Source organism: Alteribacillus sp. JSM 102045, assembly GCF_041949975.1.
GTDB lineage: Bacteria > Bacillota > Bacilli > Bacillales > Marinococcaceae > Alteribacillus.
In genome coordinates, this window is the sequence record NZ_JBHFQG010000001.1 from 93,594 (window position 1) to 108,783 (window position 15,190).

17 protein-coding genes are annotated in these 15,190 nt (G+C 38.3%); 14 read left to right on the forward strand and 3 right to left on the reverse strand.

The features are described from left to right. Window positions 1-50 precede the first annotated feature (50 nt). From ACE1TI_RS00405 to ACE1TI_RS00435, 7 genes are all read left to right on the forward strand, one after another. Window positions 51-503 carry an SRPBCC family protein gene (locus ACE1TI_RS00405; protein ID WP_375005591.1) on the forward strand — a complete coding sequence of 151 codons (453 nt, stop codon included), beginning with the start codon at window positions 51-53 and terminating at the stop codon, window positions 501-503. A 219-nt stretch (window positions 504-722) separates the two neighbouring features. Next, window positions 723-1,853 carry an acyl-CoA dehydrogenase family protein gene (locus tag ACE1TI_RS00410; protein ID WP_375005592.1) on the forward strand — a complete coding sequence of 377 codons (1,131 nt, stop codon included), beginning with the start codon at window positions 723-725 and terminating at the stop codon, window positions 1,851-1,853. A 145-nt stretch (window positions 1,854-1,998) separates the two neighbouring features. Then, window positions 1,999-3,063, forward strand: a complete 1,065-nt coding sequence (locus tag ACE1TI_RS00415; protein WP_375005593.1) for an XdhC family protein — start codon at window positions 1,999-2,001, stop codon at window positions 3,061-3,063. Further along, entirely contained in the window at window positions 3,064-4,086 is a 1,023-nt protein-coding gene (gene moaA, locus ACE1TI_RS00420; RefSeq protein WP_375005594.1) for a GTP 3',8-cyclase MoaA, read from the forward strand. Window positions 4,087-4,093: 7 nt separating this feature from the next. Next, window positions 4,094-5,623 carry a ThiF family adenylyltransferase gene (locus ACE1TI_RS00425; protein ID WP_375005595.1) on the forward strand — a complete coding sequence of 510 codons (1,530 nt, stop codon included), beginning with the start codon at window positions 4,094-4,096 and terminating at the stop codon, window positions 5,621-5,623. Between the two features lie 155 nt (window positions 5,624-5,778). Then, window positions 5,779-6,024, forward strand: coding sequence for a molybdopterin converting factor subunit 1 (gene moaD / locus ACE1TI_RS00430; RefSeq protein ID WP_375005596.1), 246 nt, complete (start codon window positions 5,779-5,781; stop codon window positions 6,022-6,024). Window positions 6,025-6,126: 102 nt separating this feature from the next. Further along, window positions 6,127-7,395 (forward strand): molybdopterin molybdotransferase MoeA, encoded by a 1,269-nt coding sequence (locus tag ACE1TI_RS00435; protein WP_375005597.1) that lies wholly within the window; start codon window positions 6,127-6,129, stop codon window positions 7,393-7,395. A 1,189-nt stretch (window positions 7,396-8,584) separates the two neighbouring features. Here the strand turns inward: ACE1TI_RS00435 and ACE1TI_RS00440 are convergent. The 3 genes from ACE1TI_RS00440 to ACE1TI_RS00450 form a co-directional block, all read right to left on the reverse strand. After that, complete coding sequence (locus ACE1TI_RS00440; RefSeq protein WP_375005598.1) at window positions 8,585-9,082, reverse strand: flavin reductase family protein; 498 nt, start codon at window positions 9,080-9,082, stop codon at window positions 8,585-8,587. Window positions 9,083-9,150: 68 nt separating this feature from the next. Further along, entirely contained in the window at window positions 9,151-9,579 is a 429-nt protein-coding gene (locus tag ACE1TI_RS00445) for a VOC family protein (RefSeq protein ID WP_375005599.1), read from the reverse strand. 354 nt (window positions 9,580-9,933) lie between these two features. Then, window positions 9,934-11,121 (reverse strand): acyl-CoA dehydrogenase family protein, encoded by a 1,188-nt coding sequence (locus ACE1TI_RS00450; RefSeq protein ID WP_375005600.1) that lies wholly within the window; start codon window positions 11,119-11,121, stop codon window positions 9,934-9,936. Window positions 11,122-11,739: 618 nt separating this feature from the next. Here ACE1TI_RS00450 and ACE1TI_RS00455 point away from each other — a divergent pair. The 7 genes from ACE1TI_RS00455 to ACE1TI_RS00485 all read left to right on the forward strand — a co-directional run bounded on the left by ACE1TI_RS00455 (window position 11,740) and on the right by ACE1TI_RS00485 (window position 15,131). Next, on the forward strand, window positions 11,740-11,889 hold the full coding sequence (locus ACE1TI_RS00455; RefSeq protein WP_375005601.1) for a hypothetical protein: 150 nt from the start codon (window positions 11,740-11,742) through the stop codon (window positions 11,887-11,889). Between the two features lie 19 nt (window positions 11,890-11,908). Beyond that, entirely contained in the window at window positions 11,909-12,586 is a 678-nt protein-coding gene (locus ACE1TI_RS00460) for a hypothetical protein (RefSeq protein WP_375005602.1), read from the forward strand. Window positions 12,587-12,696: 110 nt separating this feature from the next. After that, on the forward strand, window positions 12,697-12,993 hold the full coding sequence (locus ACE1TI_RS00465) for a hypothetical protein (protein WP_375005603.1): 297 nt from the start codon (window positions 12,697-12,699) through the stop codon (window positions 12,991-12,993). Window positions 12,994-13,142: 149 nt separating this feature from the next. Further along, window positions 13,143-13,301 carry a hypothetical protein gene (locus ACE1TI_RS00470; RefSeq protein WP_375005604.1) on the forward strand — a complete coding sequence of 53 codons (159 nt, stop codon included), beginning with the start codon at window positions 13,143-13,145 and terminating at the stop codon, window positions 13,299-13,301. A 167-nt stretch (window positions 13,302-13,468) separates the two neighbouring features. Continuing rightward, window positions 13,469-13,900: a hypothetical protein gene (locus ACE1TI_RS00475; protein WP_375005605.1), complete on the forward strand. Its 432-nt coding sequence runs from the start codon at window positions 13,469-13,471 to the stop codon at window positions 13,898-13,900. A 30-nt stretch (window positions 13,901-13,930) separates the two neighbouring features. Continuing rightward, window positions 13,931-14,053 carry a hypothetical protein gene (locus tag ACE1TI_RS00480; protein ID WP_375005606.1) on the forward strand — a complete coding sequence of 41 codons (123 nt, stop codon included), beginning with the start codon at window positions 13,931-13,933 and terminating at the stop codon, window positions 14,051-14,053. Window positions 14,054-14,060: 7 nt separating this feature from the next. Further along, window positions 14,061-15,131: a YheC/YheD family protein gene (locus ACE1TI_RS00485; protein ID WP_375005607.1), complete on the forward strand. Its 1,071-nt coding sequence runs from the start codon at window positions 14,061-14,063 to the stop codon at window positions 15,129-15,131. The last annotated feature ends 59 nt before the right edge of the window (window positions 15,132-15,190 follow it).

The window sequence follows — 15,190 nt, forward strand, 5'->3', positions numbered from 1 at the left end:
CTTCATTGTGTTGTTTATCTAATTTTAAATTAAAGGGAGAGTGTTTTATTATGAAGATTAGCAATAGCTATGAAGTTCCGACTGATGCCAATACTACTTATGACTTAATTACAGATCCTGATGTTTTGGCCCGTACCGTGCCAGGATTGCAGTCACTAAATCCCATTGATGAGAATGAATACGAGGCAGAGCTAGTGCTTGGAATAAAGGCGGTGAAAGGACGCTATAAAGGAACCGTCAAACTGGTCGACCAAGTTTTGGGTGAAGAATTTAGGTTGGTTATGGATGGTCAGGGACCATTAGGATTTGTGCATCAGAATATGTTGATCAAACTTGATCAAGTGTCTGAAGACCAAACAACAGTATATTGTGATGGGGAGGCCACTGTCGGGGGAGTAGTTGCAGGAATAGGTCAGCGAATGATGTCAGGTGTGGCAAGTTTATTAATGGGACAATTTTTTAAGGCTCTTAATAAAGAAATTAGTACTTCTTTAAGGACTTAAGATGTCTTTGAATTAAGTGAAATGTAATCGAAAAATCACATATTTATTTGGGTGTGTATGAGTTACCAAAGTTGGGCGTTGATCAGTCAGTTAGCCATTTGGGAAAAAACATAACAAACGGCAAATCGATACAAAGGTCAACGCCCAAATTAACGGAATGATTCAGTTCACACTAAGAAACAAGTGATACAAAATGCTAATCTGGAAAGGGTGGTGTATTTGCAACAGGATATGTTTTGTAAAGACTTGATTGATACCGCTAAAGCCCTGAGCAACGAAATACGGATTGATCAGAAAGTAGATAGTGAATCGGCACTCTTAAAAGTTTGGCCTCTAATCGTTAGAAATGGATTCCATCGTTTGTTAATTGAACCTAGTTTTGATGGTTGGGGCCTGGATCTCAGACAATACATAGACACTATGCAGCAATTAGCCTATGGAGATGGGCCCTTGGCTTTAGCAGTCCATGTTCATAATTATGCCGTGAAAATTATAAATGAATTAGGTGACAAAACTCTCAAGCAGCGTTTAAAAACATGGCTTGACGAAGGAAATATTTTTTCACTCGCTCGAACTGAATATAAAAGAGATTACAGATATAATTTTTCTACTAAAATATCACATATGAAATCTTCAAGCGTATTAAGTGGTCAAAAGGATTTTTGTACCCTTGCAGGGTTAGCTGATTGTTATGTAGTTTTTGCACAAACAGAGGTTTCCGATCCATCCATGGATTCTTTACAAGTTTGTATCGCTATTGGAAATGCACCAACAGTTGAAGTAATAAAAACAAATGGTTTTGATTCCATGGTTGCTTCCTCCACTTATAGTGTACGTTTTAACGACTATGAATTATCTCCAGCAGACTTGGTTGGACAACCTGGAGAAATTGCTAAGTTAGAGAACCCGGATACTTTAACAATCGGAATATGTGCCATAAACGTTGGTATGGCCGATTTAGGAATAGAACTATTCGAAAGATATTATCGAGGTAAAAATGATAATGTTGAGGTTATGAGATGGTTAGGTCAAATGGATGTACTGCTACGTAGTGCAGAATTATTATTAGATGAATCAATTAACTCTCGTCCCCACATGGATTCCAAATCAGGTATTTATTTAAGACGGGCTAAGTCAGCTTCGGATACTTTGCTTCAAAATGTAACTGAAGGGGCTATTAAATATTTAGGAATTGACGGAATTATGTCAAAAAATAAACTTATTTATCTAAGAAACAATTCCTATGCTACTCGGATTTTGCCTCCAAGTACTCAAAAAAGCCTAATTGCATTGGGGACTGAAAGAATAAAAGTCAGCCATGATAAAAGAGGAGCGGAAATAAGTATGTAATTTCGAGCCTTTAAAATACATGGTCAAGTTTTAATTAAAGCCCCCTTATATGCAAAGGGATAAGATCTGTTGTTAGTTGTTCCAACATTGATAGATTGAGAAAGTTCACTAGAACTCCAAACAATAAGGTAAAAGGGTGGATGCTATGAATGATTTTTACAGAATATTAGGAAAGATGAAAAATAATAAAGAAACTAGATTTGCAATGGCCACAATTATCGGAGTAGATGGTTCTGCTTACCGACACCCGGGAGCCAAAATGTTAATTTCTGAAGATGGCCGTCAATATGGAACGATTAGTGCAGGATGTTTGGAAGAAGATTTATCTTATCAAGCTTACGATGTCATAATGAACCGGCAACCAAAAACATTAATCTATGACCTGAGGTCTGAGGATGATTTATCTTGGGGCCAGGGGGCAGGATGTAACGGAAGCATAAAGGTTTATGTTGAACCTTACGAATGGGATTATGTACCACCATTTCATTCCCAATCTATATGGCCCCTGGTGGATTCTAAATTAAATTTAGGTCATAAGATTGGAATGGCCAAAATTATAAGCGATAACTATTCCAACCGAACGCATGTTTTTTATTCTGAAGACGGCCAATTTATTGGTACTACAAATAAAAACATGAAAGAGAAGCTTCTCCCTGAGTTATTGAGTTTTATAAAAAGCGGCAAAAAGATTGATCTCATTCAATTGTCTGATTTTAAAGAGAATATCTTGTTCGAATTATATGAACCAAGAGAACAATTATACATCTTCGGAGCAGGTCCTGATGTAGAACCTTTAGCCCGGTTGGCCTCGGATACAGATTTCTCTGTTACCATCATTGATCCAAGGAGCAGTCGTTGTAACGAATTTATTTTTCCAACGGTTGATCAATTTATACTTACACATCCGGAGTCATACTTGGAAAACCATGAGATACCTAACAAAAGCTATATACTCATTATGACGCATAGTTTTCAGCGAGATAGTAATATATTACGCAAACTGATTCAATCTTCCCCTAGTTACCTAGGAGTATTAGGACCCAGACGAAGGACAGAACGTTTATTGTTACCTGATAGATTACCAGATTGGATATATTCGCCGATAGGGCTAAATATCGATGCGGAAGGACCAGAAGAAATTAGCATAAGTATCATGGCAGAGTTATTAAAAGTGAGGAATAAGACACATAAAGTGAAGGAGAGTATATAAATGGGTTCCATTGCTAAAACAACTGACGCTTTACAACGTCCTCTCAAAGATTTGCGTATTTCTGTCATCGATCGTTGTAATTTTCGCTGCCGTTATTGTATGCCGGAAGAGGTATTCGGTCCTGATTTTCCTTTTCTTCCAAAGGATAAGTTGCTAAGTTTTGAAGAAATTACCCGTCTTGCAAAAATTTTTGTGTCACTTGGCGTAGAAAAGATTCGCGTTACGGGCGGCGAGCCGTTATTGCGAAAAGACCTACCGAAGTTAATCCGAAGATTGGGGTTGATAGAAGGTATTTCCGACATTGGGTTAACTACGAACGGGTCACTTCTTACCAAATACGCCAAAGAATTAAAAGATGCTGGTCTCAACCGTATCAATGTTAGTTTAGATAGCATAGACAATGAAGTTTTTCGTCAAATGAACGGTGGTCGCTGCGATGTTTCAACCGTTCTTGAAGGGATTGAAGCTGCAGCCAAGATCGGAATGAAAGTCAAAGTAAATATGGTGGTACAAAAAGGGGTTAATGACCAAGATATTCTTCCTATGGCGCGCCACTTTCGAGGAACTGGGCATATTTTACGCTTTATAGAGTTTATGGATGTAGGAAATAGCAATGGTTGGAATCTTAACCAGGTGGAATCGAAACGAGATATTGTTGAACGTATTCACAACGAAATACCTCTGGAACCCCTTAACTCAAATTATTTGGGGGAAGTAGCCTCTCGTTATCGCTACCAAGGTTCAAATGAGGAAATAGGCATTATTTCTTCTGTAACAGATTCTTTTTGTTCTACCTGTACACGGGCTCGACTATCGGCAGACGGTAATTTTTACACTTGCCTTTTTGCTTCTAAAGGAATGGATCTTCGCTCTGAGCTCCGTTCTGGGAGTGCTGATGCAGAAATAAGTAAGCTTATAGAACAGTTTTGGAATAGACGTCTTGATCGTTACTCCGAAGAGAGACTTTACAACACAAACCTATCAAACAATCAAAAGGTAGAGATGCACTACATTGGGGGATAAAACAAAGATGGAGACTAAAGAACATTACATGTCGACTGATGAGAAGTTCGAAATAACTAAAAGTCCCATAAGATTGCAAGAAATCATTTCAAAAGTTGAATACCCAGGGGCTGGAGCTGTTCTTCTTTTTGCAGGCACTGTACGAGAATGGACACATGGAAAAAGAACGAACTTTCTGTCCTATGAAGGATACAAACCTATGGCCCTGAAAGAACTTCAACGTATAGCTGATCGTGTTTCTGCACAGTGGCCTGGTGTTGATTTAGCCATTACTCATCGCTTAGGGGATCTTGCTATTGGAGATGTCAGCGTCGCTATTGCTGTCGCTTCCCCCCACCGTCCACAAGCTTATGCTGCTTCACGTTTTGCAATCGAAGAGTTAAAGCGAACTATACCTATTTGGAAGAAAGAAATCTACGATGATGGGATTGAATGGATTGAGGGATGCCAGATTCACGAAACTGCTTGGATGGAACCCAACACAAACATGGAAAAACATCCACACACCAATTGGGACCCACAGGAGCGCTATGCACGACAGATTCGTTTTCCTGCCATTGGTGATCAAGGACAAAACTTATTATCTCAATCTCGCATAGCAATTGTAGGAGTCGGAGCTTTAGGAGGAGCTACTGCTAATCATTTAGCTAGGTCTGGTGTAGGCTTTATACGTATCATAGATCGTGATGTTGTTGTTGTTTCGAACTTGCAGCGCCAAACATTGTTTCATGAAAGGGATGCTGCACTCGGGTTACCGAAGGCGATAGCCGCGAAAACTCACCTGGAGCAGATCAATTCTTCAATCAAGATTGAAGCTATGGCTCAAGATCTGAATGCGAAGAATGCAGAAGCCCTACTTAGCGACGTGGATTTGATTCTGGACGGGAATGATAATTTTTCTACAAGGTATTTGATTAATGAAGTAAGTCAGAAGCACGATATTCCTTGGATTTATGGTGCTATTGTGGGAGATGTTGGAGAAACCAGTACCTTCTTGCCGGGTCAGGGACCTTGTTTTGCCTGTCTTCATCCTCAACTACCAGAACCAGGGATGTTACCAACTTGTGAAACGGCCGGAATAATAGGACCGATTGTACAATTGGTAGCTTCCTACCAAGGCGCAGAAGCAATGAAACTTTTAACGAAACAATTTGGGAAAATAAGGAAAAGTTTACTTCATTTAGAGATGTGGGATAATTTTACTCAACAAGAAATTAAACTGCCTATAAACTCCTCTTGCCGGGTTTGCGGGGAAGGGCATTTTCCATATTTACAAGGAGAAGAGGGAGACTCGGTAACATTGCTATGCGGCCGTGATACGGTACAAGTGCACCCTAAAGAAACAAAGAAACTAGATTTAAATCTTTTAGCTAAAGAGCTCTCTCCCTTAGGTAGCGTTCGTTTAAGCCCTTATTTTCTACAGTTTAAAAAAGATCCATATCAGATATCAATTTTTCCGGACGGACGAGTTCTAGTCCATGGAACATCCGAAGAGTCAGTTGCTCGTGTATTATATTCACAATATCTTGGGGGGTAGATTAGTAAACCAGTATCATCAAAGTTTAAAAATTTAGCCGAATTTAAAATAAAAACCTAGATATACGTAAATAGATAAACAACTAACAAGTCACCTTTATGAAAGATATCATGAGTTATATCTATTAAAAAACATAAAAAAAGGAGTGTTACATTTTGAAAATAATTGTTTTGTTCTTTGCTTCTGTGGCAGATAAAGCTGGCACTTCACGTTGGACAACTTCTTTATCAGATGGATCAACTATAGAAGATGTAAAAAAAATATTGGTAGAAAATTTCCCAAACATTACAGATATCCTACCTATTTGTCATGTTGCAGTCAACCGAGAATACGTCTTGGCTAACCAAGTTTTAAATACTTCTGACGAGATAGCTTTTTTTCCTCCGGTCAGTGGGGGTTAATAAATCGACAATATAAGAGCTTTGCCTTATTAGGAATGACATAAATTAATGGAGTATGAAAGCGTAAATCAATTTAAGCAATTTTTTTAGGTGGTGACCAACATGTTAGCAATACCCAATTCTTCACCTATACCCTTAGAGGAAGCACAACAACTTGTTCTTTCGACAGTACGTCGCCTTTCAGTTATTAATGTCCCTTTGTCTGAAGCCTATGGATTTTGTCTTGCAGATTCGGTGAAGGCTGAACACAATGTCCCCATGTTTGACCGTTCCATTGTTGATGGGTACGCTCTACAGGCAGAGGCTATCGAATTTTCTAGCTATTCAAACTCGGTTAAGCTGCGTATTATTGAAGAAATTCCAGCTGGACATGTACCCCAACAAGAAGTGACTCGATGGTCGGCTAGTCGCATTATGACGGGAGCACCTATCCCAAAAGGAGCGAATGCAGTAGTCAAAGTAGAGGAAACAGATATTTCAAACGAAGATTCTGAGAGCGTTATGATTTACCAATCAGTTTTGGTTGGTGAAGGCATTTCCAGAAAGGGACAAGATGTTAAAGAGGGAACAACTATTCTTACCCCAGGGACCCTTATAGGGCCTGCTGAGCTGGGTTTGCTTGCCACTTTCGGTATTTCTGTTGTACCGGTTTATGCCAAACCAAAGGTTGGTATTCTTTCAACAGGAAGCGAATTATTGAATGTAGATCAACCCATTGATTTAGGTAAACTACGTGATAGTAATGGGGTAATGCTTGCCGGTCTGGTTAAAGAGATGGGCGGCGACCCTGTTTATTATGGTATTGTTCCAGACGATCCAGAAGAGTTGGAAAAAAGGATGTTAGAAATTCTTCAACAGGTCGATATTTTGGTTACTAGTGGTGGAGTCTCAATGGGGGATTATGACTATCTCGGAATGACATTTGAAAAAATTGGTGCTAAAGCTGTTTTTTGGAAAACACTGACCCGTCCTGGGATGCCAGCTTTGTATGGCACATGGCAAGACAAACCTATTTTTGCCTTGGCCGGAAATCCAGCTTCTTCTTATGTTAACGCAAGGCTTTATTTAATGCCTGCAATACGATATATGGCAGGATGGAAAGAGCCGTTACCGAATCGAATACAGGCAATATGCGATGAAAATATTGAAAAGAAACAAATACCTCATACTCGATTTTTACGTGGATTAACGTATAGTTCTTTATCAGGTGAATTAAGAGTTAGGATTTCCAATAAACAGGCTTCAAATGTTCTCTCAAGCTTTCTTGAAAGTAATTGTTTGGTGAAGGTGCCTGGGGGGAAGGGTTTTAATCCAGGTGAGGCGGTTGAAGTTGAAATGTTAGGGGAAATTGCGGAAAAGAAGTCAGGTTAAGTTAACAGGAGAAAAAGCTAAATTTAGATGAAATTATCATCACTTTTTTTGTGATCGGTTTTAAACGAAAAAAAGAGGTTTGTATTTGTGAGATCTAAAAGTTAGGTCTTTTTCTAAATTGGATTGAAAATTCTTTTCTTGAAAGAGAAAATTAAATTCTTTCGTTATTTTAGACAAGGAAATGCCTGGATTCAGAGAAATCTTTGGAATTATTTCACATGAACTTGCACATGTCATTCGAGAGATACGTAAAGATCAAAAATAATTACTCAAGCACATCTTACTTTTTGAGGTGTGTTTTTTTCATTGTTTAGGAAATTATGTTTTTACAAGTTGTGGATAACTATCTCCATATTGTTTGATCCGCGTCTAGCTTCAGCGCCCAGCCTCTCGGGGTTAAATAACCTCCAGTCATGAAAGGCAAAGAGCGCCTTTCATAACTGAAGAACATTTACCTGTCGACGCTGATCAGGGCGCTTGCGCTTTTGTTCTTCTTTGATAGTCTATCCCACATTTATAATGGAGAATATTACATTAGGTTTTTTATCTACATGTAGTGGTATAAGGGTATAATTAAAAAGAAAATCGCGCGGATAATCAAGGCCCTACGAAATACTCTCTACATTGGTCTAGTCAATGTGCAACGCGTTATTTTAATGTTAATGAACAATAATTCAAGGGGAATATTAATTATTTTACGGAGGCTTGTATTGAGCGATTGTATCTTTGGAGACCAGTGTTAACTCTTCAGCCTGGTCCCCACGGATTTGAGCTTCGTAATAATACGTACTTCTTGCAATTTGCAGGACGGCGCACATTGCTGATACCGAGTATTTGTGACGGAAGGCGTCAACTCATATTCTTTCAGCCCTGGGTTTTCCTGAAGCATGCAGCTGAACAATTTGTTCTTTGAATGTTTCGTGAAGCTTCTTCGATTATCAGAATTTATATTTGAACTATCCTATATGACCTTATCGAATCTGTCCAACTAAGTGTAGCCTTTTTTGAAAGAAGGAGCACTTAAATTTTGAAGTTCTCCTTCAGGTGTTTACGTTATGGAAGATGTTATCTCAATAGAAACTAACAAAAAAGGGAACTATTTCTAATTCTAAACTGTATATTTGTGAAGAGACCCTTTAAAGTTTAAATTATGCCCAATCTAAACTTAGTTAACCACAAAAACTACCTTTTAAGCGTAAAACTTTGAGGGAATAACACCAAAATTTCTTCGATGGTATAGCATTGGGTCCTTGTTTTCTTTTGTTATATCTATGACTTTACCTATTAGAATGGTATGGTCACCCGCCTCAACCTGCTTGAACGTCTTACATTGTAAGACAGCAAAAACATCGGAGATAATAGGAAGGTTATGTTCAGATAGTTTCCAGTCACAATTATTAAAACGATCTATTCCTTTACTAGCAAATAAGTTACAAAGCTCTGTCTGATCACCTGCTAACACATGAACTGCGAATTTATCTGAAGATCTAAAAATATCAATAGTAGAAACGCGGTGATCAATAGACCATAAAATAAGTAAAGGATCTAAAGATACTGATGCAAATGAATTGACAGTTAGGCCAACTGGACTCCCTTCGTCATCAGCAGTGGTGACAATGGTAACACCAGTAGGGTAATTCCCCATCACTTCTTTAAATTTTGAGGTTTGATCTACGATTTCATTCATTCCTTTTTTCCTCCTCTAAATATAGTTTTTAGTAAAAGTAACCATTAAACTCTTAAAATCATTAATTGTTAAACGTAATATTTTAAAAAAACAGACTCATAGTAAGGATTTTTAGGATTAGGAGTCACGATTTCAATCATATGTCCATCTGGATCTTTAAAGAACACTTGTCTTAATCCACTTGGTGCATTTTCAAGCTCATACCATGGGATATTCTCTGATTCAATTTTTTGTATAAACTTATCTAATTCTTCTAGATCCTCGATGCAGAAGGCTAGATGCGGATCTTGAGCCGATAGGTTTGCCCGATTTGGATTAGCATTAGTATCTTTTTGAATGACATGGACCATAACTTTATCTAATTTGTACCACACCCCACTAAACCCAAAATTCGGACGAGGAATTTCAGGTAATTCTAAAATACGGCTATAAAAATCTCTGGCTTTTTCTACATCTTTTACTGAAACGGCTACATGATCAATACGTGCAAGTTTCATTACAATTCCTCCTTGTATATTAAGAGCAGACACTGATTTAGTAATCAGTGAGTTGCTCTTTTTATTTTTCGTTCTTAATGTGTGTGCTCTATGGTTTTCGGGCGTAATCCGACAACCATAGAAGTAAACTTATTAATTCTTCTAATGGTGTTTACGATCACATAATTTTGCTCACATTCGGTTTCGATTGGAACATACAGGTTGTTATTCGCCCCATGTAGCCTTGCATCTACCTGGTTTATTGATTATTACTTCGTTACGGGAATCTCCCGCACCCTTTTACATGGAACGAATCTCTTTTGACGTTAAACGCCATAAAAAACCAAAGTGTGTTATTTAAAGGTGGATATAGATTTATTTTTTATCTTTGCTTAACCAGCCACCATTAACATCAATGTCCAATTTAGTTTTACCAATAATTTCTAAACACTTATCATTGTTTGGTGGCATTACCATACCTGCTCGCGCATCACGATGAATACGCTCAAGAGGAAAATTCCTCATATACGCTTTTCCACCACAGACCCGAATAGCCATATCTGTAACCTTGATAGAGGTTTCCGTACCTACATATTTAGCAACTGTCACTGGGAGAACACGTTCGTCAAGAGTTCCATGGTCACGAACATATGCCGCTTGACGCAGTAAGTATTTAGCTTTTTCAATTTCTATCGCCATTTCTGCAACATGCTGTTGAATAGTAGGATAATGGCTGATGGAATTAGTGTCAGGTTTGAAGGTAGTATTTTGTGCATAATTAACGGTAAATTCCATGGCTGCTTCGGCTAATCCTATACCAACAGCACCGAAACCGTAGGCATAACCATCACTAACGTTTTTCCGGATCGCATCTCCAGGTTCCCCAATTGCATTTCTTTCTTCAACAAAACACTCTTTGAAATGTACCGTGTTACTCGCAGTCCCTCTCATACCCATAGCATCCCAAGTTTCATCTACTGTAATACCAAGTGTAGTTCTTGGTATTGTCAGCATTATGAGGCCATCTTCCACAAAATCAGTTCCTTCTATAAGAGCAAGTGTATTAAAGTAGTCAGCGGCCGAGCTTAAAGAAGCAAAATGCTTCGTACCTGATACGATATAACCACTTTCTACCCTTTTAGCTATGGTGCTAGGGCGAAAATTTCCTCTTAAACTACTTGTCGGTTCACTAGTTAGTGAAGCAAACAACTTCCCTTCATTTACTACATCGCTAAATAATCGGCGTTTTTGTTCCTCGTTAGCCATTTCTTTTAATATATTAATTACTGTACAATGCATATTAAATGTATTAGCTGTGGAACCATCACCTTTAGCGATCTCTCTGATAACCTCTCCCATCAGAAACGAATCTCCCCCAACACCCCCATAGTCCTTAGGGATCACTAAGCCGAGTAACCCATGTTCTTGCAAAACTTGATAATTTTCATAAGGAAACCTATTCTCCCTATCAATTTGACTTGCACGAGGAGCAAAAACCTCCTTCGATAAGCGTGAAACCGTTTGTAGAGTGTCTTTAACTCCATTTTCCAATGTATTTAGCATAAAATAAACCTCCTTTAATACAATCACAAGTATCATAATTGTGATTGGTTCTACTATGAAATGTGCAAGTATCATGCCAAACGTTTTTTAGTAGAGAATTTTTTTGATTAAGCTGCAAACACTAGTGTATCCCTTGATAATTATTAAAGAATCTCCGTGATGCTATTTCTTCGCTCTTGATATTTGGTTCTTTTTTGCACCACAAAAGGGTTTACACTCATAATATTTGGTTCTTTTTCGCACCGAAAAGCAGAGAAAAATACTAGGTGCTATTAACCAATTTATATGAAACAATTAAGATCCCATGGTAGCAAATTTAATGCTTGTATGAATTTTATTTTTGGTCATTAATTGTAGATCATACTGTTTCAAAAAAGCACCATTGATGTGTAAGTCTTTGTTCTTTCATGGGGAAATCCAATTTAAGAGTCAAAGAGGGGGATGTTTTAGAGGAACATGACTTTCTAATCATCGTAGAAGCTTGACGACGTTATAAAACATATAAGTCAATATGGGATCGTGAAGCTAGAAAGTGCACCACCTACCTTAGAAGATTTATTATGCGCCATTACGAATCAGCCGGGCAAAATCCTAGTACAGGAGACGGAGGTGGTCTTAATGTCGACCTTATACAATAAAACAGGGGTGCTTTCCCGTTTTTTATTACGGCAGGACCGCATTTGTATTCCGGTAAGGCTGCTTTCGTTAACCGGTTTTACTCTTTTACTTTCGGGTTCTTTTACAAGCTTATCCAACGGAGCAAGATAGACAGAAAATTGCTGAAACGATGGTTAATCCTACCATGACTCCCATGGTGGGGCCTGATTATGGATTAGAAAATTACACTTTTGGTGCGATGATGGCCCATCAAATGCTGCTATTTACTGCTGTTACGGTTGGGAATATGAGTATTTTACTTACAGCGCGCCGTACACGAGCAGAGGAAGAGGACGGCTGCATCGAAATTGTACGTTCCTTGCCAGCCGGCCGGTTATCTCATTTACTAGCTGTTATTTTAGTTCTGTTTGGAACAAATGTCCTGTTAGCATTAGGAATGGGATTTGGTTTATATGCGTTAGGCATCGAAAGCATGGATGTAAAGGGGTCTTTATTATATGGGGCTGCGCTGGGAGCAGTTGGATGTTTTTTCACAGGGATCACCGCATTATTTGCCCAGCTTTCAGAAAGCTCGTGCGGCACGATTGGGTTATCCTTTACTATGCTGGGCGTTTCCTATCTTATACGGGCTATTAGTGATGTCAGCAATGAAACACTTTCCTGGTTTTCTCCATGTAAACAATTACTGGTGGCCGGTCATCGTAACTGCAGCAGCTTCTATCGTTCTCGTTGTTATGGTGCTGTATTTAAATTCCATTCGAGATACAGGCTCAGGGTTTTTACCGTCAAAGCCAGGCAGAAAGTTCGCATCTTCCTTTTTACAAAGTCCTTTTGGGCTTGCATTTAGGCTTCAGTGCACTTCTATTATTTGGTGGGCTGTCGGAATGTTATTCATTGGTGCGTGTTACGGGCCTGTGTTTGGCGATTTAGAGTCTTTTTTTTAATGAAATAGATGTAATGGAAGATCTGATTGGACCCGTTGGGGGAATCTCTTTAACAGAGCAATTCACTGCTAAGCTAATGTCCATTATAGCGATGATCAGCACAGTTCCAGCTCTTATGATTGTTTTTAAGCTTATAAGTGAAGAGAAAAAGGGACGCACAGAGCATTTATTAGCGCGAGCCATATCGCGTACCCGGCTGATGGGAAGCTATCTTCTTATAGGGCTGATCGTCAGTTTTGTGATGATTTCTCTAATAGGAGCAACAGCTATTACAGTAATGGACGACGGAATTTCATTTGGTACGTTTTAGTCGTGCTGCCATAGTTTATCTGCCTGCAATCTGGGTAATGACAGGCCTTGCCGTCTTGTTAGTAGGTTTTGCACCAAATATTTCTGGATTTACATGGTTGTACCTGGGCTATTCTTTTATAGTTGTTTATTTAGGCGGGTTGTTTCAATTTGAAGACTGGGGTTGGTAATTTATCACCTTTTGTCCACATTCCGCAGATGCCGGTAGAGGAAATGGACTTTATGAAAGTGTCCATATTAACTATTATGACGATTATATTGTTGGCAGCCGGTTTTATCGGTTATAACCGACGAGATATTCATGGATAAAGATTTTAGAGACAGAATGGCGCTCTTCTTACATTGTTTAAGAAGGCGCGCTTTTTTTATGTTTGGGGACGTGTCCAAAGCTGTCCTTGTCTATGACGAATGCCGTGTCTGCCTCTATATTTTTTCATTAACTGATAAGAAGAAAAACAATAGACAGGGTGGCATGTATGGGAACGAGACGAAGCTTTATTAAAACCGATTATGATCAAAGAACTAACTTTCCGACGGAAGTTGATATGTTTAATGAAAGTTTACAAGTCGAACTGGATGTAGAGGAAGGAGAAGCAGTGAAGCTGGATATGTTTGCAAGTGCTGAAATCAGATCGTTCAATCAGGTGGTAAGTGACGCTGTTTTATTTGGAACTTTATTTGGTTCAGATATAGATATACCTCCGGTAGCTTTGGAAAGAATTTTGATTCCTACAGCAGCCCAATTAGGAATATGGAGTGGATCTCTGAATATCAGCTGGATCGTAGAGCCACCAACGCCTGGAACTAAAACGTATACTTTCTCCATTATGGCCTTAGCACCAGAAAATTTTATTACTGTTAGTACACGAGGTCTTAATGCTATCGCATTTAAAACCAACCAACAGTGACCTATAAAACCTTAAAGGAGGAAATTTGCTGTGAAAAAGATAAATGAGAATGACAATAAAAAAGTCATCGAAGCCCTAAAGCAAAAGCATAATGGAGAGATTAGTAAAGAGGAACTTATAAAGAAATTGAAATCAATTTTTAATATGAAGTGAGGAAAAAATGAGTAGTAAACCTGTGGTTGGGATTATGGTTAATAAGCGAAGCCAGCGAAAACGAACGCTAAGGTTGTATCAAAAATACAAAGGAAATATTCCGGTAGAGCTTTTTTCTTTTACTCCTAAAAATATTGATTGGAAATCGAAAAGAATAAAAGGGTGCTCTTTCCGTAATCAAAAGTGGGAAACAACGATATTTCGTTTCCCAGACGCTGTTTATAACCGATGCTATCAAAAAAAGGGGAAGACTATTAAACGTTTAGAGAAATATATCGGAAAAAATAAATGCTTTAATACGATCACTTTTTTTAACAAATGGGAACTCTATAAGATTTTATCTATTACGGATTTGAACGCATATCTGCCAAGAACGTGGGTTTATCAGAAGAAACGTTTTAAAAACTTGTTGGAGATCCGCAAACAATTAATTTTAAAGTCTTGTTATGGATATTTAGGAAGACGTGTGTATCTGGTGGAAGCAAAAACAGACGACCAACCCTACAAAGTCTATCAGGACACCTTAAAACGACCCAAATATATCTTCGAGGACGCAGCACCTTTTTACAAAAAAATAGATGAATTGACGAGCAGAAAACAGCACATCGTTCAAGAATATGTACCTTCAGAAAGAGCCGCAGGCCGAATAGCAGACATTCGAATGCTGGTCCAAAAAAATAGCAAGGGGAAATGGGCTGTTACCAATGGCATCAGCCGGATCGCTCAAAAAGACTACTATGTGACCAATTGCAGCAATCGAATTTGTTTAGCAGAAGAGGTACTGTCATTAGTAGTAAAGGACACGAAAGAACAACATGATCTTTATGAAATAATGATCCAAATGAGTATTAAAATGTCAAAATTAATAGAAAAACATCTGGGAATATTAGGTGAAATTGGTATAGATATGGTTATTGATGAAAATAAAAACATAAAAATCATAGAGGTGAATGGTAAACTACAAAAAAACCTTTATCACAAAGTGAGAGAGACTTTCCCGGAAAGGGAGCTTGTTTATAAACGTCCTATTGAATATGCGTATTTTTTAGCCAGCAAAAAAACAAACAAGGAGCTGTGAGATACGGCTCTATTTTTATGTATTCTATTATTTTTAAAACCCATACATACTTCATCACA